Consider the following 26,604-nt stretch of genomic DNA (forward strand, 5'->3'; position numbering starts at 1 on the left):
ACCATTGAATGAACTAGGAATCGTCGCAATCGGCCGGAATGAAGGCGAGCGATTGAAGGCTTGCCTGGCTTCGCTGCAGGAAAACAGCACCGATAGCGTCATCGTGTACGTCGATTCGGGTTCCGACGATGGCAGTGTCGCTTTTGCTCGGTCACTGGGTGTTCATGTGGTCGAGTTAGATCGCGAGATCCCATTCACGGCCGCGCGGGCACGGAATGCGGGTGTATCGCAGTTGCAAAAACTGTCGGGATCAATCCGTTGGATCCAGTTTCTCGATGGAGATTGTCAACTACAACCTCAGTGGATGGAGCGAGCGATCGAGTGTTTAGAAACAGATTCGAAACTTGCAGCGGTTTGCGGTCGCAGGCGCGAGCGATTCCCTGATCGTTCAATTTATAATGCGCTGATTGATATGGAATGGGATACCCCGGTGGGCGAGGCGCTCGCATGCGGCGGCGATGCATTGTTTCGGCTGTCGGCGCTGCACAGCGTCGGTGGGTTCACCGAATCCATGATTGCGGGCGAGGAACCAGAACTGTGCCAGCGGTTGCGATGCGCGGGCTGGGGAATCCGACGCATTGATGCTGAGATGACACTTCACGATGCCGATTTGCATCATTTTTCCCAGTGGTGGCGTCGTGCGAAACGGTTTGGTCACGCCGCCGCTGAAGCTTTCCAACGTTATGGCAATCGAGACGAGCCGGTCGCCCGAGCTCAACTTCGGGGCATCGTCCTATGGGGTGGTTTCATTCCTGTTTTCAATGGACTGCTCCTCCTAATCGATTGGCGGATTGGATTGTTCAGTTTGCTGATCTGGCCGATTCAATGGGCGCGGTTGACGGTCGCGTTTGCCCGTACTCACCCCTGGTCGTTTGCGGCGAGACGGTCGGCGTTGCAGCTTTTATGTAAGTTTGCTGAGTTCGGGGGTGTCGTTTCGTATTGGTCACGTCGGATCGCTGGTCGCCAATCGACTCTCATTGAGTACAAATCCGGTCCGAGCAATGAGAATGAGTCCGCCAGTGCCCCGGGAACCGACGCCTCCGCATGAAAAAAATCGCCTATTTGACGAACCAGTATCCGATGACCTCACACAGTTTCATTCGTCGCGAAATCGCGGCGTTGGAAAGGTTGGGATATTCGATCTCACGTTACTCAGTTCGGTGCACACAGACCGAACTGGTGGATGCCGATGACATTGCTGAGGCCCACCAAACCAAGTCAATCCTGAGCCGCCGGTTCGCGATCGTAGTAGAAACCCTAGCGACGGCAGTTCGATCGCCATTACGCTGGAGTTCAGCTGCGAGCTTAGCATGGCGTGCCGGGCGAGGTTCTCGGGCCGGCCTAGTCAAGCACCTGTTTTATTTTGCGGAGGCATGTTGGCTTGCGAGCGATTTGCGTCGTGGCGGAGTCGAACATGTGCACGTTCATTTCGGTACCAATTCGGCGACCGTGATGATGTTAGCGGGAAAAGTCAGCGGCATCCCATACAGCATCACTTGTCACGGTCCAGAAGAATTTGATTTCCCGGTGGCGATCGGCTTGCCCGAGAAGATCCGCCGGGCCGCTTTTGTCGTTGGCGTGTCGAGCTTTGGCCGGAGCCAGCTTTATCGATGGTCCGCATGGGCGGATTGGCCGAAAGCCCACGTCGTGCACTGTGGACTCGATGGAACATATTTTGCGCCCCGTGATCACGCACAGGGGGACTGGGACGTCTCAATACCGCGGCGATTAGTTTGCCTGGGTCGGTTGTGTGAGCAAAAAGGTCAACTATTGTTGATCGAAGCCGCGGCCGAAATGCTACGACGCAAAATTCCATTCGAACTGATTCTCGTGGGCGATGGCGAAATGCGCGGCGAGATCGAGAAGCTGATTGTGGTCCATGGCCTGCAAGATCATGTCACAATCACTGGATGGCAGGACGGGAGCCAAGTTCGCGAGTGGTTGCGATCAAGTCACGCGATGGTCTTGCCTAGTTTTGCCGAAGGCTTGCCGGTGGCAATTATGGAATCCCTAGCGCTTCATCGCCCGGTAATTTCGACATACATTGCCGGCATTCCCGAACTTGTCGATTCCGAGTGCGGTTGGCTGGTGCCTGCTGGCAATGTCCAGGCTTTGGCCGACGCCCTCGCGGATTGCCTGACCTGCGACCAGGAGCGATGGTCGCGATTAGGAGAGACCGGAGCAGAACGTGTCCGTCAACGGCATCATGTTGATATCGAGGCGGCGAAACTAGCGAGTTTGTTTTAAGCGGTCCTGTAACGGCCGATCCGCTACCGTGATTGAGCGATTATTTTGATATTCATGGATGCTGTCTCTTGGGCGATCTCGTTGATTTTTTCAGGGATGCTCGCGGTCATTGCAATCCAATGCATGATCGCCATCGTGGCGTCTGGAAAAGCGGACTCTGCCGTTGACCACGATCAGCCGCGGCTTCGCGTGGCGGTGCTCGTTCCCGCGCACAACGAAGCAACCGGTATTGAGCCAACGCTTCGTCAAATCAAAGCGAGTTTGCGGGCCGGTGATCGCTGCGTCGTGGTAGCGGATAATTGCAGTGATGACACCGCCGCTGTGGCGCGTGCCACCGGTGTTGAGGTTCTGGAGCGGTATGACCAGACAAATCGAGGGAAAGGATTTGCGCTGGATGCGGGTGTCCGCTTTCTCGAACCGGACCCGCCCGAGGTGTTGATCATCGTCGACGCCGACTGCGACGTGGATTCAGACGCCATCGAACTCCTAACTCGCAGCGTGGCGGAGACGAACCGACCTGCTCAAGCGCTGTATCTGATGCGGATGCCAATCGGTGGCGGCCCCGAGGCAGCAGTGTCGGTCTTCGCATTCTTGATAAAAAATTGGGTTCGCGCCCGTGCAATGCACTGTCTGGGTTTACCAGTCTTATTAACGGGCACGGGCATGGCTTTTCCATGGGTACAAATCCGCGAGGCCAAGCTAGCCTCTGCTGAGTTGGTTGAGGACTTGGCATTGGGGCTGCTATTGACCCGCCAGGGCCACGGGCCTGTCTTCTGTGAACACGCGCATGTTCAGAGTGACTTACCAAGCGATCTCGGCGCCGCGATCGAACAACGGACGCGTTGGGAACATGGATACCTAAGCACCATTCTAAGAGAAGTGCCCCCATTATTACTGACAGGTCTATTTCGCTTTCAACCGACATTGTTGGCCGTTGCAATCGATCTGTCGGTCCCTCCACTGGCGTTGCTCGCGATTGGTTCGATGCTGGCATGGTTAGTCTTGTGCGTGCTGTCGTTATGGACGATGCATTGGTTGCCGCTGGCTATCTTAAGCGTCGCTGGAGCAATGGCGATACTATTTCTGGCGATCGCCTTTGTCCGCTTTGGACGCGCAAAGGTGCCAGTCGCGGCGCTGGCCTCGATTCCTACGTACGTCTGGCGTAAACTCGGAATCTATCATCGCTTTGTCGGCAAACGTCAAACGGAATGGGTGCGCACAGCACGCGATGCGGAATCCCAAAAGTAAAATTAATAGATCCTTGTCTTGCTGGGTGGGCTACCCATGAGGATTGAGTCCTGCCGACCTGCCGAGAAGAATTAAATGGCTAAAGACCGTGTATTGTTAATTGCCGAAGCATGCAATCCAGAGTGGTTCAGTGTGCCACTGGTGGGTTGGGCGCACGCGTCCGCTCTGCGGGAGCTCGCCGATTACGATGTGACCGTTGCCACCCAAATTCGAAATCGCGAAGCTATTCTCAGGGCGGGGTGGGTTGAGGGCGAGGATTTCGTGTCGATCGACTCAGAACGGGTAGCCGCACCAGCGTATAAAGTAGCAACCCTGCTGCGTGGAGGTGCTAACAAGGGCTGGACGACTGTAACGGCAGTTCAATCATTAACTTATAACTATTTCGAGCGATTGATTTGGTCGAAGTATAAACAGGAGTTGCGATCAGGACGGTACCAACTGGTTCATCGACTGACCCCACTTTCGCCGACATCTCCGAGCTATTTAGCGAGCAAACTGCATTCAATTGATGTGCCGTTTATCATCGGACCGCTTAATGGTGGCGTGCCCTGGCCGACGCAGTTCTCCGGCGTACGTCGCAAAGAGAAGGAGTGGTTGTCCTACATCCGGTCGATGCATACTCTAATGCCCGGATACCATCGCACCAGACGCAGTGCACGGGCATTGATTATTGGATCGAAGGATACCTGGCACCAAATGCCCGAGGCCTATCAGTCTAAGTGTGTTTATATCCCAGAGAATGGAATTGATTTAGCGAGATTCTCGAAAACGAGAACGCGACAGGCCACCCTACCACTGGAACTCGTTTTTGTAGGCCGTCTGGTACCGTATAAAGGTGCTGACATGCTCATTGAAGCGGCCCAAAATCTCATTCGTAACGGCCAAGCCAGGGTCACCATCATCGGTTCAGGTCCAGAATACGAGACGTTGCAGCAACTGTCATTAAAACTGGGCTGTGCCGAAGGTGTCAGGCTACTTGGATCGATCGAGCACCAAGCGGTGCAGGATCATTTAATTCAGGCCGACTTGATGGTCTTCCCTAGCATTCGCGAGTTTGGTGGGGCAGTCGCCCTCGAAGCCATGGCGGTTGGCCTGGTACCGATGGTCGTGCGATATGGAGGTATCGGAGAACTGGTTTCGGACGAGACTGGATTTCTAATTGAAATGGGCTCTCGCGACGAAATCGTTGCCTCCTTGAGGCAGAATTTGGAGCATGTCGTAGCAGACCCCTCACTTATCGAGCAGAAAGCGGTCGCAGCGAAAGATCGAGTTCAACATTGGTTCACATGGGACGCCAAGGCCCGGCAGGTATCGCAGGTCTACGACTGGGTATTGGGACGTCTCAATCAGAAACCCCACTGGGGTATGCCGTTCGGAAACAATCAAGACCATGCGAAAGCAAGCCGAGGCGGGGACCATGATTAAAACATCCCAGATCCGACAAGCACGCGAGTTCCTTAGACGGGCTGATCCGATTCGCAATGGTCTTGCGCAGGACCCCATTGCCTTGTACATCGGGGCAGCGGCATCGAAGAACCTAGGCGACATTCTCCTATTCGACGCGATTAAGAAATTACTGAAAGGAGTCAGTCTGATTCCGAACTGCCCAACCGGGAGCTTCAAGGACACACGTTCGCAGATCGCAATGCGAAAGTCCATCGACCGTTTACTACGTTTTGGGCGGCGAGTTGATGCCGTCGTTATTGGCGGCGGAACACTCCTCAATGACCGATATTTTCATTCGCTGATCAATTTCTATGCCGCAGGAAATGATTTACCCGTATACGTCGTTGGTACCGGAGTGGAGTCCATCGATCTGTACGGAGATAATCTACATCAAGTTCTGCCTGTGCTAGAACGTAGCCTGTTTACGGGATTGCGAGACCAGACTTCTGCGCAGCTGATCTCGGATTTGGGCATTGAGTGTCAGACGATCGGTGATCCAGTCGTCTTACTGCATCAACCAATTGCTCGAACAGTGAAGTCTCCGACCCACATCGGTCTCAACGTGGGCTGTGATTTCGGAAAGATGCTGGCGGAACAAGAGCGGATCAATTGTATCGTCGATGCACTTCTAAGTTCCGAAAAGTATTCAAACTGCCAATTTGAATTTTTTTGCATGCACCCCAACGATGTCTCGGTAGCTAAGCAGATCGTGAGATCGCATCCCAATCGTCGACTCAGCGTTGGCGAAGTTTTCACCGGCCTTAACGATTGCGAACAATCGCTTTCGCAATACGACATGGTGATTTCACAGCGGCTTCATGGAGTCGTTTGCGCAACATCGATGGGCATCCCGTCGATCTCTTTGGCATACCGCCCAAAATGCATTCGGTACATGGAGTCCGTGGGCATGACTGAGTTTGTCGTGAATCTGTCGAGTGAAAAATCTACCGATGAGTTCTTTGCAATGTTGACTTCCTTCTTCAATAACTATGCCGATGTCAACGCATCGCTTGTGAAGAACGTGACGCAACTTCAAGACCAAATCAATCTCTTTGGTGCGAAGGTTTCGGCATCGATTCGGCAACAAGCGGGCTTTAAGTAGCCCTACGCCGACCTCGATCAACCTGCGTTCAGGTAGTGGTCTTTACTGACACGGTAGTGTATTTCTGGATTTAAAACTGGGACGGGAATCCAACTGGCCGCGTCCAGACTGAAGACGCAGAAACCTGTTTCATTCGACCTCCCTCACGTGCTAGCACCAACATGTCTTGTCGTTCATTGATTGGCTACCTTATTCCGGAATTCCCAGGCCAAACACATTCCTTTTTTTGGCGTGAAATTGAGGAGCTTTCGAAACTTGACATTGATGTTGTGCTATTCTCCACACGCAAGCCTAAGGATGCCTTAGCCACGCAAGACTGGGCGGCGGAGGCAAAAGAGAAAACCGGCTATCTCTACCCTTTGGATCTTGCTGATTATGGCAGGGCGGTGATCGACTGCCTCGTTCATCCCAGCGTCGTATCGCTGGTTCTCCTGTCGAGCGGCGGTGCTATTACCAATCGGCTCCGGAGGCTCTCGCTGATTCCATTCGCCTCCAAACTGCACCGCTTGACCAAAGCGAAGGGCATCAAACATGTCCATGTGCATTCATGTGCGAATTCTGCATATATTGCCACGCTGGCGAAATGTTTCGGCTCGTGCAAGTACAGCCTGACTCTGCATAATCCCTTAGGGGTGTACGGCGAGGATCAAAGTCTCAAATGGCGCCGCGCTCGATTCGCGATCGTAATCACACAGAAGATCTACGAAGAGGTCTGTCGTGAGCTGGCGGGACATCTACCACCTCAGGTTTTGATCGCTCCCATGGGCGTTGATTTACCTAGTTTCACTCGCCGAACTCCGTACCCGGTGGGCGAAACGCACCCGGCACGAATATTCTCGTGTTGCCGGCTGAATCGCTGCAAGGGTATTGAAGATCTGCTTGATGCCATTGTGATACTTAGAAAGTCCGGCATCCAAGTGCAGCTGCGGATCGCTGGCGAGGATGATGACGGCGGCAGTGGGTATCGGAAAATTCTCGAAGCAAAGATTAGGGATGCCCAGCTACAGGATTCCGTTGAGTTGCTTGGGTCGCTCGGTCACATCGCCGTCCGAGACGAACTTGAGGCGGCCCATATATTCGTGCTCGCAAGCCATGCAGAACCATTGGGTGTGGCATTCATGGAAGCGATGGCAATGGAGCTGCCTGTTATAGGTACGAATGCGGGTGGTGTCCCTGAATTAATTGATCACGGCGACACAGGTTGGCTGGTTGAACCTCGTTGTCCGGAGGGATTAGCCGAGGCAATCGCGAGTCTCGCAAGCGATCCGCAGCGGTGCATGGAACTAGGTAGAAATGCCCGACTTGAGATCGAGCGGAACTGGACGAGCCAGCGCAGCGCACGCGCGATCGCTGAAGCACTTTCCACCTCGTGAAGTTAATTTATTGCTAATTCTGTGCCAAGTTAGAGTAGTTGGCCGTGTCACGCCCCATCTTCGGAGGTCTGTCCATCATGTCTTCAAACGCGTCTTCCCGAGTTTGCGATTCGGTAAGTATGCGGAGGCGGGTTTGCGATCTGCTCACCGCGAAATCCGGTGGATGCAGTAGATCCAGCCAATTGTTCACACGAAAACTCTTTGTGAAGCTTTACGTGGCCGTTGCTGCGCTGCTCGTTTCAATCCCGCCGGGCGCCGATCACGTGGGGGCTCAGGAACAGCAGGCGTTCCCTCCCGAGCGTGGAGATTTCATGGCTGGTGCTGAGCGTTTTCTGAGCCAGCACTGTATTCGTTGTCATGGGCCGGAACTCGCCGAAGCCAACTTTCGGGTCGATCACGACCTGACGGACGCCTTTGGCGATCGAGTGACTGCGGCTAAATGGGCTGATGTTGTCGAGGTGCTTAATGGCCACCAGATGCCGCCGAATGAGGAACCGCAACCTGACGCAGCCGAGGTGGCACTTTTAGTCGATGGCGTGACGACCGAACTTATTCGCGCCGAGGCGTCGCAACCGCGTTCGGTCGCAGTACTGCGGCGATTGAACCGAAGCGAATATCACCACACGATTCGAGATTTAGTGGGCGTCGATTTTGACACTTCCCATTTACCCCCGGATCCTGCGACCGGTGGTTTTGACAATAATGGCGACGCACTCACGATGTCGCCACTGTTGATGGAAATGTACTTCGACGCGGCGACACGAATTTTGGATCAAGCCCTTGTCGAGGGCAATCAGCCACGTGCGATCCGTTGGCGTTTCGAGCCCGAATCTGGAAACTCCGACCGCAATCGTGTCACCTACGACGGACAACGAGTGATCGTCAACGGAGGCAAGAATCGTGTTGAGGGTGATTACATTGTGATGCATCACGGATCATGGGATCGCAAATTCAATGTACGTGACTTCCGATTGACCGATCCCGGTAAGTATCGAATTCGCATCCGTGCAGGCACTCATGTACCCGACCGGCAAGCGGTGCTCGCATCAGCCGAAACGCTACTGACAATGCGACTCGAGGACGCAATCAAGCGAAAACCACAGGAAGAATCGGGGAAGCGGAAGGAATTGGCCCGTCAACTCGAGCACTTCAAAAGTTTCCCAGCTTATAACTATGGTCCTGCTCGAGTCGAGATCACCCGCCAGCTGGGAGGACAACCCGAACGAGTTGCCGAGTTTGATATAGATGCTCCAATTGATGAAATGAGCACCTACGAATTCGACACTGTTTTTTCAAATCAGGATGCTGGACTAACGATTGAGTACGCATACGCTATCCCGCGAGAACTTGAGAACTTTCAAATCCAGTGGGATGATCGGTTCGCCCGTCCGGTCGCCGGGATCGACTGGATGGAGATTGAAGGACCGATATATGAACAATGGCCCCCTGAGAGCCATTTACGTTTGCTATTCCCTTCCGCCAGTCGTCAGACGGACGAGCGATTATATGCACGTCAAGTGATTACTCGATTTCTGCAGCGGGCGTATCGTCGTCCCGCCGATGCGGCTGAGATTGATTCAAAAATGCTGTTATTTGACGAAGCCCGCAAACATTCAAAATCGTTTCAGGATGCGATTCGGATGCCGCTGACGGCGATACTGGTGTCTCCCAACTTTTTATATCTAGCGGAACCACAGCCTCAATCAGTCGCTGAAAAACCCAAGCCGCTCCATGATTATGAAGTAGCTGCTCGGATTTCATACTTTCTGTGGAGCAGTATGCCCGATGATGACCTGTTTCGAGCCGCTAATCGGGGAGAACTGAGGACTCGGGAGGGGTTGAATAGCCAAGTCGCTCGGATGTTACGCGATCCGAAAACCGACGCGTTGGTAACCAATTTTGCTGGGCAGTGGTTGGGACTTCGCGAAGTCGGTGCCAATCCGCCCGCGCGACAGTTGTATCACCGCTATGACCGACATCTGGAGTTATCCATCGTAGAAGAATCTCTTGCCTTCTTTCGCGAAGTGTTGCAAGAGGATCTGAGTGTCATGAATTTCGTTGATTCCGATTTCGTGGTGATCAACGAACGTCTGGCTCGTTTTTACGGCATCGAAGGTGTCCGTGGAGATCATTTCCGAAGGGTCGTACTTCCCACGGACTGCCACCGCGGAGGTGTCCTAACGCAAGCATCCATGCTGTCACTGACGTCCAACGGCACCCGCACCTCGCCGGTCAAGCGAGGTGTTTGGATACTAAACAATATACTGGGCATTGATCCCGGTCTGCCTGTCGCCGATGCGGGAGACATTGCGCCGAAGGTTCCCGGTATCGACCTGGCCACCGTTCGGGAGCGATTAGAAATCCATCGTGAGTTGCCGCAGTGTGCTCGCTGCCACAATCAAATTGATCCACTCGGCTTTGCACTTGAGAACTTTGACGCATCGGGTGCTTGGCGAGAGCGAGAAGGACATGGATATGAAGGTAAGATTCGGGATAATGACCCACTCATTGATGCCTCGTCTCAGTTACCCGACGGCACAACGATTGCGGGGTTAGAGGAACTCAAGTCGGGGCTCATGCGGCAGCAAGACGCGTTTTTGCACTGCTTGGCGGCAAAGATGCTAACGTATGCTCTGGGCCGCGAATTGGGCATTACTGATCGTCCGCTGGTCGACGACGCCGTGAAGCATATGAAATCAAATGCTCTCACGCTGCGATCTCTCATCGAGTTTGTAGTGCAAACGGAAACATTCCGAATGCAGAGAATGTAGCTGAGTTCCGCTTCGAAAAACAAACCGAAATACTTGACCGACGGTAGCTATTCGCCATCGTGTGAGTACAGCGATGATCGCCCATGGGTTGTCCGAGAGCTTGCTTCATACTCACAGAGAAACGCGTATCATAATATTGGGAGAACTCGATACATGCGACCACTTTCACGACGCAGTGTACTTCGTGGGCTGGGTACGTGCCTGAGTCTGCCCTTGCTTGACGCAATGGTCCCAACAGCGCAGGCGGCAGCGTCGAAGTTCAAATCGTTAGGGCAGTCATTGCATCGGCAACCCCGCATGATCTGTTGCTATGTTCCCAATGGTGTGAACATCTTGCAGTGGCAGCCTGAAACAACTGGGGAAGACTACCAGCTTTCGCCGACTCTGCAGGCTCTTAACAATCACCGAGACGAGTTCACCGTCCTGAGCGGCCTGGGACACCCGTCGGCTCGCGGAGGTCATAGCGGCGCCGATACTTGGTTAACGGCAGCCGATCTGAATGCAACCCCTGGTAGTGACTACACCAACTGGGTTTCAGCCGATCAAATTGTCGCAAACCATCATGCCAGTGACACTCGGTTCGGGTCGCTACAACTATCTGACCGCAGTGGCACAGGGGCGGCCGGACATTCCAATACGCTCTCGTTCGGTCGAGGTGGGACGCCGCTACCCGCGGAAAGTTCCCCGCAGCGGCTGTTTGAACGACTGTTCGTTCCCGACAGTGCGGGTGACCGGCAAGCGACGCTGCAGCGTTACGCTGATCGCAAATCGATTCTGGACAATGTCTTAGGCGAGGCCCGGACGTTACAAAAAAGTCTATCATCGCCGGACCGGCAGAAACTAGAAGAGTATCTGCATAGCGTCCGCGAGACCGAACGGAGTGTTGCCCGCTCGCAGGCGTGGATCGATGTGCCACGAGCGAAGGTCGACTCCAAACATCTCCTTCTGGCGAGCCAACCGCACGATGCACACGACCGCTCGATGTGGCTTGATGTGATGCTGGAACTCTCCTACCTCGCATTCGTCACCGACTCCACGCGGGTGATTACGTACCAGTGGTCGCGGGAGGCGAGTGGCTATGGTGGTGGAGGTGAGAATCACCACGAGTTATCTCATCACGGTGGTGATCCGGGGATGCTAAAGAAGCTTGGGGTAATTGATCGCTTTCATCTCTCCCGCCTGAGTCGATTCCTGGACCTGTTGAAACAGACCGGGGACGGAGAGGGAACGATGCTCGATCACACCATGGTACTATACGGCAGCGGCATGAACTCGGGCTTGGGTGGTGGTCATTCACCCAAGAATCTACCACTGCTCCTAGCGGGTGGCCGTGGTTTGGGTATCAAGCATGGTCGGCACATCGGTCACGACGAAGACAAACACCCGCCGCTCAGCAATTTACTACTCAGCCTGATGCAGAAGATGGGAGTCGAGTCCGACTCATTTGCCGATGCCACTGGCACGCTGACTATCTGAACGAGCATGCGTCCCCAACGAGTGGTATGTCCTCGCAGCATACGTTGCACTATCGGTTGAATCGCGGATAGGGCGAGCCCACGCAGGGATTCCCCACACGTTCACCGCCCCGCATGTCCACCGCTCCCACGCGAGTGCCGGGGACTCAGTTGAACGATCACAATCTCTGTAGCTGCGGAGCGGGCACTCCTACATGAGAGGTCGCTCAAATGTGGTTATGAGCGCGAACTCTCTGCTGGCGGTCAGACGCCGTCCTGCTCTAGTTCTCCCAGCAGTTCGTCGAGCATGGATTGATCGAGGCGACGTCTCTCGTCGTCCAGTGCACCAGGCTCGGTGTGAATAGCATCCACTTCGGTGGTGCGCTCTGATGAGCCTGTATTCACAGGCAGTGTGATGTCGCCTTCCCCCAAGGTGCGAGCAACCATGGTCAGTTGCTGCGGCTCACTAAAATCTTCTTTCGCAGCAGCGATTGCGAACGCTGGGCGGACGCCTTGATCGGCCAATGCAGGTACGATCATCGGAGCGGCTCCCGCCAACGCCACATTTCGAACACCGACTGTATCACCGTTATGCACCCGGTGCCGGTCGAATGCAAATCGAACGAAGTAATATTTGAAGCCCTGTTCCACGTCGACATTAAATTCGACCGACTCCCACTGGCCCTGACTCGTCGAAGCCATATTGGCATGCACGAGCTGTCGATAATGAGGCGCCTCAATGATGCCCTCGCTGCGGATGGGGGTGCGATCGATTTTATACTGCTCAATGCCAAAGTAGTCGTCAACGCCGAATACAGAAACCATCATCTTGGCTCCTCCTTCACTTGAAATTCGGCGATAGTCAAACTGGAAATCGACGGCACCCGTCAAACGATTTGAATCCGTGATAATTTGATAGATCACCCCCTGACCCCAGCCATTGGCTGGGTCGATCACGGCGGTGTTATTCTGAATTAAGAAGTCACGTGCGGTCCAACCATCGTCTCGTGTGGTCTTCGAGTTCGCTGGACCAGTGAAATTTGGATCGATTAAAACGTTGCCCGTGGGCTGCTCGCTCACGCTGATCGTGCGCGTCGTGGTCGCAGTGCGGGCAGAACTATCCCATACCTGCAGTCCCACGGTGTAGGTTCCTGGGCTCAAATAGGTGTGCGTAATGTCGGCACCGATCCCATCATCAAATTGGCCGTCGTTATCAAAATCCCATGCATAACCTACATATTCCGCACCGACATCGGCATGGAAGTCCATTGACAAGCCGCCACGAGAAGTGTCGGAAAATGTGGGCGTAGCAGCTAGGCCCGCGACGCCGATCGTGTTGATCTGACCGATGTCAAACAACTCTGAAAACGGTGTACCAGTACCCTTGGTGGACGCCACAAACGCTTTTGACACATGAGAAAATGTCGCCTGATCAATGGAACTGATACTCAAGCGATTAAGGTTATTCGAACTATCGTTATGCGGAATAAAAGTTTGGAATCCGTATTGAAACCCTTCCACTCGCAGCCCATGGAAATCGATGCGATTGCTGTCGCCCTCGTTGTGGGAAACGCCAACGCCCTTGCTGTTGTTCCCTTGAGTGCTTCGCTGGAAAGCGACGGGTGAATCAATGTTTCCGATGACGAGGCCATCCTCATACCGCATCAGGCTCGAATAAAAGTTATGGACACCATTAACGACTCCCCAAATGGTGTAATCGCTAATCACAGATTTAATATCGTGAGCGGTACGGAGTCCAAATGTAAATGCGCCTTCTTGATCGTCGCTATCACGGTTATGCAACCACGTGTGGATGCCGCGGTACGCATTGTAGACCTCGACGCCGACCATCCCGCGCATCGGGACATTGTTGGGGGTGAATGTCGTGATGCCAGCATCGATGTAACGCTGGCGAACGGCAGGGTCATAAATCAATGAGACCGGGAGGGTTTCCACGTGCTGCAGGCCATCGGTATGATGCACCAGGTCAAAGCCAGCCCCATTGATACTCGCAGCAACATTGTCTTGCATCAGCAAACCAAAGCCGCCACCCTGCACCCAATACCCACTCCCAGTAAACCCTAAGTCGAATCTCGGTCCCCGTTGACCGTTCAAAAACGCTTCGTCATCGAAATTATTCTTGAGATCGCCAGTAATCTTGACGACCGTATTGCCAATCCATTCACCAATTTCATTTCCGTTCTCGGATACGATACCTGCGCCGACGACATCAAAAACGACATTGTCTCGCAGCACCGCATAGCTATCATGCTGAACGATCCCCCATCCCGGTGTCCCCCAAACCACGTTACCCGTTAGTTCGGCTTTTGTCCCGTTGTAGGATGTCGCGCCGATCATGTGCAGATGCAAGCCGTAACGTCCGCGGGGGTTATCTCCATTGCCTGGCGAGCCATCAACATTGACTACTGGATCGTCCACGATCTCGCGCTTGTCACTGCGGCCTAAATCCTTAAACTGCGCATAGGCGATATCGGCATTCGGATTGTGCATGATCATCACATGCCCGCGCTGTTGGTTGGGAACCGTCGCGTCACTGGACCGAATGACGATATTTCGAGTCAGGTTGATCACATAGAGTGATAATTCGTCGACAGTGAAAGTGTCACCGACTGGACGGACGTGTTCCCAGGCCGTTCCCGATTCCAAGGTCACAAGATTGCCATCAATCGCGGCAATGGTTACGACATCGTCGTGGAAACGAGCGTTTACGGCGTCGGCTTGATCGTACTGGTTGACTTGGAGTGTGCGATCGGTACTGGTCCCTGGAATCAGCAATTGGTCACCCACACGCCAACCGGTCACGGCGTCTGCGAGAACCAACTGAGTTTGACCAGCGGCGATGTCGGCTTGCGAGACGGCACGAGATGTCTTGACAGCACCATGAATTTCCGTGCTACCGTGAGAGATTAACCCACGCCCCAAAAGGGTCGGGTCAGTCGCTTGATCGATTACACCTCCGGTCGTGTCGATCAGAATCTCGGCGGTAACGTCGGGTTGTATCGGCTGCGTCACCGTACCGATTTGAAGTTCTCCCGTCCCCGTGACGGCCAGTGTCTCGACCATCATGGTCGTATCCATGTCGGTCCGCCAGCTCAACTGACCATCAACACGGATCCAGTGGAGGGGTAGCGTTAGCTGTGCGTCGAAGGCGACATGAATGCCCTCCGCAATCAGCACCTTGTCTCCCGCAGCTGGTTTCTGTCCATCTTGCCAGATAGCAGAATTCGACCAGTCGCCTGACTGAAGTGCCACGGCGTCTGCGTCCTGCAACGGCACTAAGTCAAGCAACGATTGGCTAGTGTGCGGCATCAACATGTCGCTGGAGTGATCCATCTCCGCTTGTTGAAACGACACGGGGGTGATGTCGTTGAAACTGGGAGACTCTGCTCCGACGACTGCCGCAACTGGCTGGGCACCGCTGGCAAGGGCTGTTGACATCGTCGGCATTTCCTCTGCGAGACCGGCGAGCAAACGGCGACTCTCGAGCAATTGATGAGTCAGGCGTCGAGGGCGAGATAAAGTCATGGTTGTGCCTTGACATACGTGGCAGCGATGTAGCTCGTGAAAGAGTTCATCCCAAAATGCGGATGAAGCCAGACCAAGAAGTGCCCCTTGCCGCCAACTCGGGAAGAGGACGTAGTATAGAGTGATCTATCATAGGTCGTCGTCAGCTCACCTGAAAGTTAGCGAATTTTGTTTCGTTAATTTTTCCATCAGCTCTGTGCGACGCGTATGGTTTCCATTTTAATCTGATGGCTCTGTCATGATGTGGTGCCAAGCTGAAGGTTAAAACGCCGTAACACGGTGATTCTCAAATAGCAAGTGACTGGAGTATAACCTGATTGATTTTGAACTGACCAAGACGATCGGAACCATCGCATTTTTGGTTACCACGGCGGCCTGCATCACAGCGGGGTTCTACAGCCCCCCTTCGCATCAACGATGGTGGTGGTGCATTGCCTTGATTTTTGCAGGCTTGACGCTCGACGTCGTTGGCGACTTTCGACACGAGATTACTTCGGTCATTACGGGCCGTATAACGCGTGCGGAGTACGCGGGGCGTCGACCGTTTCAGATCATCGTGCTGAGTGCGGTTGCGGTAGGGATCTGTTGTTCTGCAGGGGTGTTGCTTTGGCGATCGCCCTCGCGCTTAGTCCGCATAGCAGTCTGTGCTACCGCCCTTGCGATACTACAATGGGTGGTAGCAATCGTATCGTGGCACGCGACTGATAGCTGGCTCTATCAATCGGTGGGACCGACTTGCGTGGCAGCGGCGCTCTGGGCGTTGACAGGCCTGTCCGCGACGGTCCCAGCGTTCATCGTATGTTACGAGCGGAATGTCGGATGAGTGGCACATCCCTCTACGGCATGCGTCTCTGGCCAATCATTGGTTATCTAGCGGGCTCGCTGTTGCTGCCGATTGCGCCGTTCGGTCCACAAGCTGAAAATCCGAACTTCTTTACAAGCGTTCTTGGCAATGCTCTGCCATACGGTCCACTGATTAACCGCGCCACGATTTTGGGAGGGTTGTCACTGCTGATGGCAGGCCTGATCGGATGGTCAGCGCCGTCCTCCTCAAGGAAGCTGAGGTGGTTGGATGTACCGATGCTGTGCTGGATCATTTGCCCCACAGTGGCGGGTGTTTTCAATGCGAGCCCGTTTAGACAGGACATTCAGCAGAGTGTTTATTTGGCATTTGCGTGGGGGGCTCCCTACGCAGTCGGTCGTCTGTGCATCACGCACTGGGACGATTTACGAATCTGCTTGCTTGCATTTTTGATTGCCGGTGGCGTGACATTCGGCTTCGCGCTCATCGAGTTTGCTGGTGGGCGGTTTTACTACGAGGCGATCTACGGACCTCATCCCTTTCAAATGGAGGGCGAAACTCGCTATTTTGGATATCGACCGTTGCTCATGATGGAAGATCCCAATCAGTTCGGGATGTGGTTTGCCACCGTCGCGATCATCGCTTGCGCCTTTTGGCTGAACTCGCGACAATCCAATCAATACCAAACTGACGCAGGCCCCTGGCTGAAAGCCAGTCGGGTTTTGGTCCTTCCGGTGTTCCTGTTCCAAGCCATTGGCGCGAGCGTTTTGTCAGTTTTCGGGATGTCGCTCTTGATCATTCAGAATCCACGCGTTCTGTCTCGCGGACTACTGTTTGCAGGGGCCTTGGCCATCGTGCTATTCGCTTGCCGAGGACCGATTCTGCATTACGCTCGCCAATCACTGAACACGGTCCCAGCAGCACGCAGTGCCAAGGCGTGGCTGCAAGACCACTCCCTGGGATCTCTCAGTTGGCGATTGGCCCGAGAGGACGATCATCTGGCGCTGATCCGCCAACACCCCATCGTTGGCTGGGGTGATATTAATTTCTGGCGACTGAATTCAGATCGAGTCCGACCTTGGGGACTGGTGACTTTAATCGCGGGCGCGTACGGAACCCTCGGGGTTTTGTGTTGGGTTAGCCTGACCGTGACACCTATCTTGGCGTGGTTTCTATCTCACCACGCTGACGATCAACGGTTCTGCGTTTTCGGAAAAACGGTGCTCGTTTTGTTACTTGTCCAGCTGATCGATGCGTTTCTCAACAGTGGCTATCTGCTAACACTGGTCGTACTGCATGGCGGAATGACCTCCAACTGTACAGTGTTTTGCCGAACATCCACCCCCGGCGTCTCTACGGTAAAAACAAAAAAATAAACGCCATTCCTTCTCGGATGAGGTGGATGACGTTTACAGAATCATTCGAAAGTCGACTGAGTCAGACGATCAGGCTGCGAGAGGTGCAGCCTGGTTGCGACGACGACGCATCATGACGACACCAGCCACCGCGCCGAGACCGAGAAGAGTCATCGTGGCAGGCTCTGGAACCGCAGTCAGGCTCGCCATCACCTGAGTGCCAACACCGACGCCGGTGCCTTGAACTCGGAAGGTGACCTTGCCGTCCGAAGCGATCGAAGCCAATGTCGCGGCACTGACATCGTAGACTTGCGTCAACGTGGTCGCCGTTAGCACCGATGAAATCGGCGCAGCAAAAGCGAACCCGTCTAAGCGAGCTAAGGTGATCGCGGGAGTCATCGAAACGCCAGCAATGCCGGTGCTGTTCAACAACGTGACGGTAAACTTGCCGGTGTCGTTGGTTCCTGGAACGAAGTTCTTAGGAAGTGACTGAAAAGCTACCGTACTCCCCGAAGTCGGCAAGGAAGGCCCTACCTGGACAGTAACGGGCATCGCGGATGCCGCGCTGCTAAAGAGAACGCTAAGCGTCCCTAAAGCTACACTCAAAACAAATGTCTTCATGGATTGTCCCCTGAAAGGTGAAGAGAAGACGCCTCCGTACGTTCGGAGGTTGGCGGAAGTTTAGACAGCCCCCCCAAGCGATGCAAGCGTTACCGCGTACTGCGTGAGCCGCTGATCGATTGGCACTTGTCCCAACATTGAAACATGGGCACTCTTGATCACCCAAGGGCGGAACAGAGGACCTCTGACTGTCACTAAAAAACCTGGGAAATGTGAACGGCCTCAGCAGCGTGAATCATGATAAGTTGTTCGTTTGGGAAAAAATCCTGACACGAATGGACGCTTAGGGGCGGGGACCGTTCGAACGTCTCAACCTGGGGGTGGTCCTCCTCAGGCAGCAGCATTAGTATCCTGGCTCGTGGAGACAAAGGGGTGCCACCATTCCGTCACACCGTTGAAATTTGAACGATGATGCAGTCAGTTGACAATGGTTCCGTTGTGGCAGAATCCTTGGCGAAGGTGCCGCCCCCAGCTGACGCCGTGGTGCAATTGCAGGGCGTTTCCATCGACAACCTGACCGAGCAAGAGGTGATCGACAAAATCGCGTCGGGCATCAACCTCGGTTCCGGCGGTTGCGTCGTGACCGTGAACCTGGATCATATGCGTCGCTGCCATTATGACCCCAGCTACCTCGAACTGGTCAAGGAGGCTGAATTGGTCGTCGCCGACGGGATGCCGCTGGTGTGGGCAACTCGGCTGCAGAACACACCGCTACCCGAGCGGGTTGCCGGTTCATCACTCTCACTCTCTCTGGCGCATCGGCTCGCGGAAGATGGCCGGACTTTGTTCCTGCTGGGAGGGAACGACGGCGTCGCCGAAGAGGCTGGCCGAGAGCTCTCCAAGCGTTTCGCAGGCCTGAAGATCGTAGGTAGCTACTGTCCACCATTCGGATTTGAAAATGACCGAAACGAGCTCGATCAGATCACCCGCGTGCTGAAGTCAGCACAACCCGACGTCGTCTATGTTGCGTTGGGGTCACCCAAGCAGGAGCGTTTGATACAAATGCTACGGCATGAGCTTCCCCAGACCTGGTGGCTCGGCGTTGGAATCAGCCTGAGCTTTGTCACGGGAGATGTCAGCCGAGCACCCGAGTGGGTACAGCGGCTAGGTCTCGAATGGGGCTACCGGCTCATCCAGGAACCAACTCGATTATGGCGACGGTACTTGGTCGAGGGGCTGCCGTTTTTCGCACGAATGATGGCAACGTCACTGCGGCGACGCTGGCGAATTTTTAATTGACTCCATGTAGCAACGCAGCCAACTCAGCTCAGCTCTCAGGCGTCGATCCCAAACGCTCCATCAGGGAATCATAAGCTGCAAATTCAAGTGGGTGGAGCTCGGCTCGTTTTAGGCCGGCCCGCACAGCCCGCCGCAGATGCTCGGCGGCTGCGGCAGAATCGCCAGCCTTCTCCATCGCCTGCGCAAGATGGAATGTCACGATCGGGTGCGGGAACATCTCTGCCGCTGCGAGGAAATCCAATACGGCCGCTTTGCTTTGACCAGCAGCTAAGTGACAAACGCCTCGGGTGTCGAGGGTCACCAACGTTTCGCCGTTTAACTCGATAGCACGATTGATGAGCTCGAGGGCGCGGTTGGCATCCTGCTTTCGTAGCGATAGTAACGTCGCGAGATTGTTCATGGCGGCGAAATGCTCGGGATCACGACGTAAAATCGCGTCGTAGGTCTGCATGGCTCGTTTGTAATCGCCTTGCGCTTCCTGAAGTCGTGCCATTAGAACCGCGTAGACGATATTGTCCGCCTGCTCCCCTCCGACGCGGCGTAAAATTTCAGCGAGATTCCCGTACACCTGGTCGCAACCAGGATGAACCAAAACCGCATCGGCAAACGCCACCAACTCATCCTGGGACGCAGTCGATGCAATGCGATCGATAGCTTTAACCGCAGCCTCACATTCACCCCGGCTGAGCAACTGCATGGCGTAGCCAGCTCCGGGATACTCCCCGGAATCCGCAAGTGTCGCGGCCATTTCACGGGAAGCCTGTTCGAGCCTGCTCACGATGAGGTCACGATCCGCAACCGCGGTGCCAACCGTTCCTGACGCCTGTCCTGCGGCTTGATCTTCTTCGGAGCGCTCGTCAATGCCATTGATCAACCTTGTCGTCAATCGGTTCAGCAAGTCAAACCGTTGGGAATACGAAAGGGTGGTTGCGAACCACTGCTGCTCCGAGTCGGCCGTAGCCAGCTCATCGGCTTGAATCGTTAGCAGCTCCAAGAGGCGATCCACGTTCCCACGGCGCAAAATCACCTCAGCAGTTAATTCGGCAGTCTCCTCGTCATTGACCCCCGAATCCTGCAATTTGTCGAGCCACAATTGCGCCTCTGCAGCGTCGTCGTTGCCGAGCAACAGACGAACATAAGTTTTCACGTGCATGGGTTCACGGAGCTCATCGCTACTGAGTAGCGGCAGCATCCAGCGGCGTCCACGCGTCCAATCGCCGGTGAGGGCGGCTAGCTCTCCCACTACGAATTGATCCACCGTCGAGGGCTGCCAGCCCTCCAACTTCATCGAATCAAACTGCTTCAGGGCAAGATCCGGTTCGCTGGCAGAGCGGAAGATCGCATCGATAATGGCGGCCGCTCGCCGATCTTCAAACGCCATATCACGTGCTGATTTCGTAGACGCTGCCGCTCCCGCTTCCTGGAGGTTTTCTGCTATCAAGCCTTTTGCCTGTCCGTAAACGGAAGGGTCACGACTCGACGCGAGTAGCAGCGCGAGCTGCCGCCGAGCCCAACGTACTACCGCCGGGTCCAGCGGGCGATCCGAATGCCCGGCGTCTCCAACCTCTGTTTCAGTAACGGTGTCGCCACCGCCATCACGAGGCCCGCCTGAGGATGAAATTTTGGCTCCAATACCCAACCAACGGCTCAATCGAACAGCACCCTGGGCCGGTCCGTCGGCCGCGACAATAATTTGCAGGTAGCGTTGATAACTTTCCAGACCTTTCAAACTATCTGAGGGCACTTTGCGCAGCACGCGTGCTGCGTCATCGACCGAACCAATCCGTTGGTATCCGTCGGCAAGAGTGAGCAGCTGACTAGGATCATCCGATTCGATCGTCTGTTCATACGCCGTCAGAGCGTCACGTGCTTCGCTCATCCGTGAGTTTCGCTCCAAGTAACCAACCCAGGCTAGCATGGGGGCAGCGGCACCGGGGGCGATTTCCATAGCGCGCTCATAGGCCAGCCCCGCCGCCTTCGGATCCTTGCTCATCTCGCTGAGTTGCGCCAACCATAAGAAATCCTCAACCGCCCCGGAAGACTCCGCCGCCTCCTCCGCCAAGCGAACAGCACGTCCCAGATCAGCTACCTCGACACTCACCTCAGATGCGATGCGTGCCATCTCGGACGTGAAGGGCTGGCTACCGGTACGAAGCCGGCGAATCACTGAATCGGCTTCAGGAAAGCGTCCATGCTCTGTCAGCAATTGGATCAGCCTCCTGAGCATCTCAGGATTTCGCCAACCGAGGTCAACGGCTTGGTTGTATCTCCTGATCGCCGTTTCAATGTTGCCGGCGCGGTCATGCATGGTCGCTGAGAAGGCTGGAATCAGACTCCAATCCGGTCGTTGCGAAGCCGCCTCGGCAAGCGACTCTTGGACACGAGCATTCGTTTCTGCGGTGATCTCGAACATCTCCAATGCGACGTCTTCTTGAGTTTCGTGGTGTTTCGCACCCTCCAGAGAAATTGCCATCGCGTTACCATAGTACCAACGAGCATCTCGCCCGGAGATCTTCTCCAGTGCAGCCAGCTGCTCACGGAGCAGGTCCGCCTTCTGCCACTGAAACGCGATCTGCATCAATTGCAGGCGGGCAACGACGTTGCTGGGTTCAATTTCACTTGCCAAGCTCGCTAGACGTGCAGCATCTTCGTACTGCTCATTAGAAATAAGAAGCGGGACGATCGACCGAGCCAGTTCGAACTGTTCCTCCCGTGACCAGGAACTCGGCGGCTCGCTCCATTGACTCAGAAGCTCAGCCAGGTTCTCACGATTAGCCGCCGTCGCAACCGTGGCTTGGGCGTACCGCAGGGCGGGGCTGTCACCAATTGCCGCAATTGCTTCGGCGATTTTTTCTTCGGCGGCGTCGAAATCCTGCTCGGTGACCTCAAGCAAGATGCGAGCAGACCAAATACGGGGTTCTCCCGGCGCGGTGGCCAAGGCCTGTCTGGCGAGGTCCGGCTTTTCCTGCGCCACTAAAATTTCGGCATTCAGCAGTGCCACGTCAGCCGAGAACGAGGGCTGCTGAGCGAGAATCGCGATTAGCGACTCCAACGGTCCCCAATCACGATCTCCAGGCTCGCGGCCCAAGTTCTGCATTAGCAATAAGCGGGCGTAATTCAGCGGGGCTTGGATCGGCACATCCGGTCGATTCGCAATCAAGCTATACTCCTGCACCGCTTCGTCGACCCGCCCCGAACGCAGATAAGCCAGTGCGAGCCGCTCGCGTACTGGAAGCCATAGTGGGTCGTTGGCGATCACTCGTCTTAGCACCGCAATCTGCCGATCGGTATCTCCCATCTCCTCGTACAAATCGGAGAGCGTCAGGTCCACCAAACGAACAAGATCTGGCCGCTCAATGACGTCCGACCGGACCTTTGTCATTCGTTCCGCCGCTACGTTGACATCACCTCGCGCCGCTATAATTCTCGCATCGAGATAGCTCACCAGTTGTCTGGCATAGTCAATTGAACGCAGTTGGTCGGTGATGCGACGCGCGGATTCTACTTGATCATGTTCGAGATAGTCCGAAGCAAGCGCCCACAACAGCACTGCATCCGCAGGCAATCGCTCCACTCCTCTTTCAAGTATCGACGTACCACGATCGGACAAAGACTGCTGGACGTCAGGATCGACCGCCTGCTCACGCAGAGATTTGAGTGCTGAATGGGTGAGCCGATAGAACGCGCCATTGCCGGGAAACTTTTTGACACCCTCTTCGCTCCATTTGATCGCATCTTCGGGTCGCTTATCGGCGATTGCGACAGTCGCAGCAAACTCAAGCGAATCCGCCACCAACGATTGCGATTCGATGGTATCTTCAGCACTGTCACTGCGTGACGAGGCGGCGGCCATCTTCATCGCGGTCTCGGAGTCCGCAACCGCTTTCTGTAACGCTTCAGCCTTCCCACTATCGTCCGCACCCATGCCCAATCCATCTCCATAGACAGACAGGTGCCATTGACCACGCGAGATGTACGCCTCACCGCGATCCGGAAACTGATGCACCATTTGGTTGACCACCACCTCGCCCTCCGCTGGCAAATCCGCCAAATCCGTGAGCGTCTGGGCGAGCTTAACGTAGGTCTCCATGGAAGCTGCGTCCGTGGCGACCGCCTCCCGGTAGGCCTCGATGGCTCCTTCAACGTCACGGTTGCCGAGTTTCGCATCACCGAGCATCCCTTTCAATTCAGCAACAGTTCGCCCCAACAACGGGGGCAGTTCGGCACTCATTGACCCCGGTTTCGGCTCGAGACTGCCATCATCTTCCGGCAACGCATCAAGATAGGAAATCGCATCAGTGAATCGCCCTATCTGCAAACTGACTCGGGCGAGGCGAACTCGGTTACTGATATCATCCGGGGCCAATCTCGCTAGCTGCTGCGAAATATTGTAGGATCCGTTGAAATTCCCCACTCGTTCATAGGATTCCGCAAGTCCCACCAGTGTCATCTGGTTTTTGGCATCCATTTTCAACGACTGCTGATATAGCCGAATGGCGCCGCGGTAGTCTTCGGCCAATAACGCCGTTTTCGCCTGCTGGCTAAAAAAATCTGATTGCCGATTGAATTGAAAGTGATGGATAACGACAACAGCAACGACACCTACCACTATTATGGCCAATGTGGCCGCGAGAAATTTACGATTCAATTGATTCATGACGGAGTAATTGATGATGCTTTGTCAGACCTGGCAATGCGCACAAGCGGTGGCTCAGGCTTCGATTTGGAATACACCGTTTGAAAGAAACGGTTCGTTAAGGTAGGGGTCACTCGAATGACAACCCGCAGTTTTCGTGGCAGACGAGACAAGAATACGACGCATCACGCATGGTCACGGAGGCGACTGGAATCTCGGCCTAGCGCCCAGAAGCCTCTGCCAAGTTAATAATACAGGGCATTGCGACACTCGCGACTGTCCTGAATTGGCAAATCCAGATAACGCCAGCTCCGATGCCCGATTCAATGCTGAGCCCGATTCAATGCTGAATACGATCAGTACTGATATAAGTACTCGCCGTTCTTGGACGGGCAACCACTTACCACCACGCCCATGACGGGAACACCATGAGCTTTCAGTGTCTCGTGAGCAGCAACGACCTGAGGAATCCGACTCTTATCTTTCATCACCGATAGAACTGCGGCATCGACATGCTCACCAATGACTCGTGTGTCGACCACAGGCAGTACAGGCGGCGTATCGACAATCACGAAATCATATTCCGCCCGCAGTTCGCTGAATAACTGAGGAAGTGTTTTGGCGCCAACGGCTGATAGGTTTACCGGGCGACTCGAACCAGCCGTCATGAAGAATGCGTTAGGACTCGTAGCATGCACAGCATCCTTCCAATCGACATTGCCGCCCACTGCGTCAGAAACACCGACGCCTAATTCATAGCCAAGATTCTCATGCAGCGATGGTCGCCGCAAATCAAAGTCAATGAGAATCGTCCGGTAACTTGCTTGCGTCAAACCTCTCCATAGACTCGTTGCCAGCGTCGTTTTGCCCTCTCCCGAAACACCGCTGGTAACCATCAAGACGCTGGCCCGGTCAAACCGCGACATATTGACCAACATCGCAACAATCGAGCTGACAGAGTTACCAAATTCACAATCGGAGAAATTCTCGTTCGTCAAAACCTCATGGATCTTGCGATGGCGGGGGACTGATCCCAGGATAGGGACACTCAATTCTCGCCCGACACCTGAGACACTGTTGACGCGTTTTTTGGTAAGGTCCAAGCCGATGAAGCCTAAAAACGGCAAGCAGAAACCGATGAACCCCAACCCAGCGGTACCCACATATCTCTTCTTGCTACTGGAGTCGGCAACAGGGGTCGCCTCTGAAATCACGGCTACTCGGGAACCCGAGTTCAGTTCGATTCTGGTACGCTCAATTTCACTCCCGAGGCGGTTGAGCACGTCATCCAAAGACGCAATCTCCGCCCGCATCATCTCAATATCAATCGAAGATCGGCCGAGCTTTTTAGCCTCGGAGTCTAGTTCCACGAGGTCGTGCTCAATCCGTTCCTTCTGTTGCTGCAGAATACCAACTTGAATTCCTCTCGCCACGATGCGTTTGTCATGCTCCTCAGCATCGGCGAGGAGCCGAGCATGGCGCTGCGCCAGCTTTTGATCCTCGGGGGATAACGAAAGGTCAATTTGGCCCATTTCGCCCTGCGCGATTTTTCGCCCCTTTTCCTCAGCTGCCAGCTTGAGAAGTGTCGCCTCGCGTTCTTTCGCGTCTGATGTGAGCCGATCAAACCGATCAATTTTGTACTGGATCATCCCTTTGCCGTACCGCGTTTTGTAGAGCTCAATCTCCTCCTCCAAGGAACGGGCCATCGCTAGCAAGGATTGATAGTCTCGATCACTGGACAGAATGCGATCCGTTTCGTACGCGGTCAAAACCGACGACTCTTGATCTTCCTCACCCTCTTCACTATCTGCGGCATTGGCTTTCGCCCGGGACTCCAATTCTGTGGCGATCAATTCGGCTTGACGACGCATTCGCTCGGACAACTGCTGATATGCCTCGACTTCTCCCTGCGTCCGCATCAAGTCAAAGTTGACCTTGCCCAGCTCGGTCTGAACATGACCATACCGCTCGACGGAAAGCTGCTGCGCGATACTCAATGACTCAGAGTCTCCCGTTCCCAATGTGTCAGCGAGCTTACGAATTTCAGCGCGTCTGGCACGGACCTTGCCTTCCGCCTCGGCATAGACTTCCTCCAGACTATTCACGCGCTGCATCCGCTCATTGCGTTCGTCTAACACTGCCTCATTCATATAGGCTTTGACGACCGCGTCGACGATAATAGTGGACGCTTTTGGATCTTCCGTCTCCAAGGCGATCGTCATGACTTCCCCCTTACCCGGAAACTCGACTCGCAGGGACTCGGACAGCCATTGCAGGGGACTTGGTTTCTCCTTGATCTCCGGTAGATCTCGAACCTCGGGAACGGCTAATGCTTCATTAAGAACAAATGGCGTCTTGATCAGTTGAGCCTGCGTGTTCTTGTACATACTGAACGAATCTCGCCCGGCGTTGAGCCGATCGGCAGTCTGGAATACCAGCAGCGAATCGACTGAGTCGATTCGCAAGTACGCCATGGCGGTATCCTTCGGCGCTAACAAAAACCAGCCCACGACTGCCATTGGCGGCGCTAGCAGCAGCCCAGTTAGAAGCGCAACGGGCCAATGCCGGCGAAGAGAATGAAAGACAGATAGCGGGTCAAAGTTTTCTTGCGATTCAACCTCTGCCCGCGGTGACTCTGACCAGCCCGACGAATTGTCCGCATAGGATATCGATTGCCCACTGGACGACGAACGCTGGCCTCTCGAGGGTTCGAGAACAGCAGGAACCCCTGTTCCGTTCAAATGGTGATTGTCCATGGCTCTTT

Annotated in this window: 14 protein-coding genes; 10 read left to right on the forward strand and 4 right to left on the reverse strand. The window is 54.7% G+C overall.

What is annotated here, in order from left to right; all coding sequences use genetic code 11:
- Positions 1-4: 4 nt before the first annotated feature.
- From Poly21_RS01090 to Poly21_RS01125, 8 genes are all read left to right on the forward strand, one after another.
- Complete coding sequence (locus Poly21_RS01090) at positions 5-1,048, forward strand: glycosyltransferase family 2 protein (protein ID WP_146405130.1); 1,044 nt, start codon at positions 5-7, stop codon at positions 1,046-1,048.
- Positions 1,045-2,247: a glycosyltransferase family 4 protein gene (locus Poly21_RS01095; RefSeq protein ID WP_146405132.1), complete on the forward strand. Its 1,203-nt coding sequence runs from the start codon at positions 1,045-1,047 to the stop codon at positions 2,245-2,247. The genes Poly21_RS01090 and Poly21_RS01095 overlap by 4 nt, the downstream gene beginning before the upstream one ends.
- A 54-nt stretch (positions 2,248-2,301) precedes the next feature.
- On the forward strand, positions 2,302-3,495 hold the full coding sequence (locus tag Poly21_RS01100) for a glycosyltransferase family 2 protein (RefSeq protein ID WP_146405134.1): 1,194 nt from the start codon (positions 2,302-2,304) through the stop codon (positions 3,493-3,495).
- A gap of 75 nt (positions 3,496-3,570) precedes the next feature.
- Positions 3,571-4,920 (forward strand): glycosyltransferase family 4 protein, encoded by a 1,350-nt coding sequence (locus Poly21_RS01105; protein ID WP_146405136.1) that lies wholly within the window; start codon positions 3,571-3,573, stop codon positions 4,918-4,920.
- The gene (locus tag Poly21_RS01110; protein ID WP_146405138.1) at positions 4,886-6,043 is read left to right on the forward strand and encodes a polysaccharide pyruvyl transferase family protein; all 1,158 of its coding nucleotides are present in this window, start codon (positions 4,886-4,888) and stop codon (positions 6,041-6,043) included. Before Poly21_RS01105 ends, Poly21_RS01110 begins: the two co-directional genes overlap by 35 nt.
- A 161-nt stretch (positions 6,044-6,204) precedes the next feature.
- The gene (gene epsE / locus Poly21_RS01115; protein ID WP_146405140.1) at positions 6,205-7,416 is read left to right on the forward strand and encodes an exopolysaccharide biosynthesis GT4 family glycosyltransferase EpsE; all 1,212 of its coding nucleotides are present in this window, start codon (positions 6,205-6,207) and stop codon (positions 7,414-7,416) included.
- A gap of 203 nt (positions 7,417-7,619) precedes the next feature.
- Positions 7,620-10,187: a DUF1592 domain-containing protein gene (locus Poly21_RS01120; protein WP_302117115.1), complete on the forward strand. Its 2,568-nt coding sequence runs from the start codon at positions 7,620-7,622 to the stop codon at positions 10,185-10,187.
- 153 nt (positions 10,188-10,340) lie between these two features.
- On the forward strand, positions 10,341-11,663 hold the full coding sequence (locus Poly21_RS01125) for a DUF1552 domain-containing protein (RefSeq protein ID WP_146405142.1): 1,323 nt from the start codon (positions 10,341-10,343) through the stop codon (positions 11,661-11,663).
- Between the two features lie 242 nt (positions 11,664-11,905).
- Here the strand turns inward: Poly21_RS01125 and Poly21_RS01130 are convergent, their stop codons facing one another.
- Positions 11,906-15,187: a G8 domain-containing protein gene (locus Poly21_RS01130; RefSeq protein WP_146405144.1), complete on the reverse strand. Its 3,282-nt coding sequence runs from the start codon at positions 15,185-15,187 to the stop codon at positions 11,906-11,908.
- An 819-nt stretch (positions 15,188-16,006) separates the two neighbouring features.
- Here Poly21_RS01130 and Poly21_RS01135 point away from each other — a divergent pair.
- A complete protein-coding gene (locus Poly21_RS01135; protein WP_146405146.1) occupies positions 16,007-17,365 on the forward strand; it encodes an O-antigen ligase family protein in 1,359 nt (452 codons plus the stop codon).
- Between the two features lie 69 nt (positions 17,366-17,434).
- Here the strand turns inward: Poly21_RS01135 and Poly21_RS01140 are convergent, their stop codons facing one another.
- Positions 17,435-17,965 carry a PEP-CTERM sorting domain-containing protein gene (locus Poly21_RS01140; RefSeq protein ID WP_146405148.1) on the reverse strand — a complete coding sequence of 177 codons (531 nt, stop codon included), beginning with the start codon at positions 17,963-17,965 and terminating at the stop codon, positions 17,435-17,437.
- A 408-nt stretch (positions 17,966-18,373) separates the two neighbouring features.
- Here Poly21_RS01140 and Poly21_RS01145 point away from each other — a divergent pair, with 408 nt between their 5' ends.
- Positions 18,374-19,204 carry a WecB/TagA/CpsF family glycosyltransferase gene (locus tag Poly21_RS01145; RefSeq protein WP_302117119.1) on the forward strand — a complete coding sequence of 277 codons (831 nt, stop codon included), beginning with the start codon at positions 18,374-18,376 and terminating at the stop codon, positions 19,202-19,204.
- Between the two features lie 28 nt (positions 19,205-19,232).
- On the opposite strand, the gene Poly21_RS01150 is transcribed toward Poly21_RS01145, so the two are convergent.
- Both Poly21_RS01150 and Poly21_RS01155 read right to left on the reverse strand, forming a co-directional pair.
- The gene (locus Poly21_RS01150; protein WP_146405150.1) at positions 19,233-23,861 is read right to left on the reverse strand and encodes a tetratricopeptide repeat protein; all 4,629 of its coding nucleotides are present in this window, start codon (positions 23,859-23,861) and stop codon (positions 19,233-19,235) included.
- Positions 23,862-24,196: 335 nt separating this feature from the next.
- Positions 24,197-26,596, reverse strand: a complete 2,400-nt coding sequence (locus tag Poly21_RS01155; protein ID WP_146405152.1) for an exopolysaccharide transport family protein — start codon at positions 26,594-26,596, stop codon at positions 24,197-24,199.
- Between the last annotated feature and the right edge of the window lie 8 nt (positions 26,597-26,604).

This window comes from Allorhodopirellula heiligendammensis, assembly GCF_007860105.1.
Taxonomy (GTDB): domain Bacteria; phylum Planctomycetota; class Planctomycetia; order Pirellulales; family Pirellulaceae; genus Rhodopirellula; species Rhodopirellula heiligendammensis.

Coding starts and splice junctions, on each gene's coding strand:
- Poly21_RS01135 (WP_146405146.1), top strand. CDS start 16,007: ATGAGTGGCACATCCCTCTACGGCATGCGTCTCTGGCCAATCATTGGT.
- Poly21_RS01095 (WP_146405132.1), top strand. CDS start 1,045: ATGAAAAAAATCGCCTATTTGACGAACCAGTATCCGATGACCTCACAC.
- Poly21_RS01150 (WP_146405150.1), bottom strand. CDS start 23,861: ATGAATCAATTGAATCGTAAATTTCTCGCGGCCACATTGGCCATAATA.
- Poly21_RS01140 (WP_146405148.1), bottom strand. CDS start 17,965: ATGAAGACATTTGTTTTGAGTGTAGCTTTAGGGACGCTTAGCGTTCTC.
- Poly21_RS01125 (WP_146405142.1), top strand. CDS start 10,341: ATGCGACCACTTTCACGACGCAGTGTACTTCGTGGGCTGGGTACGTGC.
- Poly21_RS01105 (WP_146405136.1), top strand. CDS start 3,571: ATGGCTAAAGACCGTGTATTGTTAATTGCCGAAGCATGCAATCCAGAG.
- Poly21_RS01145 (WP_302117119.1), top strand. CDS start 18,374: ATGATGCAGTCAGTTGACAATGGTTCCGTTGTGGCAGAATCCTTGGCG.
- Poly21_RS01100 (WP_146405134.1), top strand. CDS start 2,302: ATGGATGCTGTCTCTTGGGCGATCTCGTTGATTTTTTCAGGGATGCTC.
- epsE (WP_146405140.1), top strand. CDS start 6,205: ATGTCTTGTCGTTCATTGATTGGCTACCTTATTCCGGAATTCCCAGGC.
- Poly21_RS01130 (WP_146405144.1), bottom strand. CDS start 15,187: ATGACTTTATCTCGCCCTCGACGCCTGACTCATCAATTGCTCGAGAGT.
- Poly21_RS01110 (WP_146405138.1), top strand. CDS start 4,886: ATGCGAAAGCAAGCCGAGGCGGGGACCATGATTAAAACATCCCAGATC.
- Poly21_RS01155 (WP_146405152.1), bottom strand. CDS start 26,596: ATGGACAATCACCATTTGAACGGAACAGGGGTTCCTGCTGTTCTCGAA.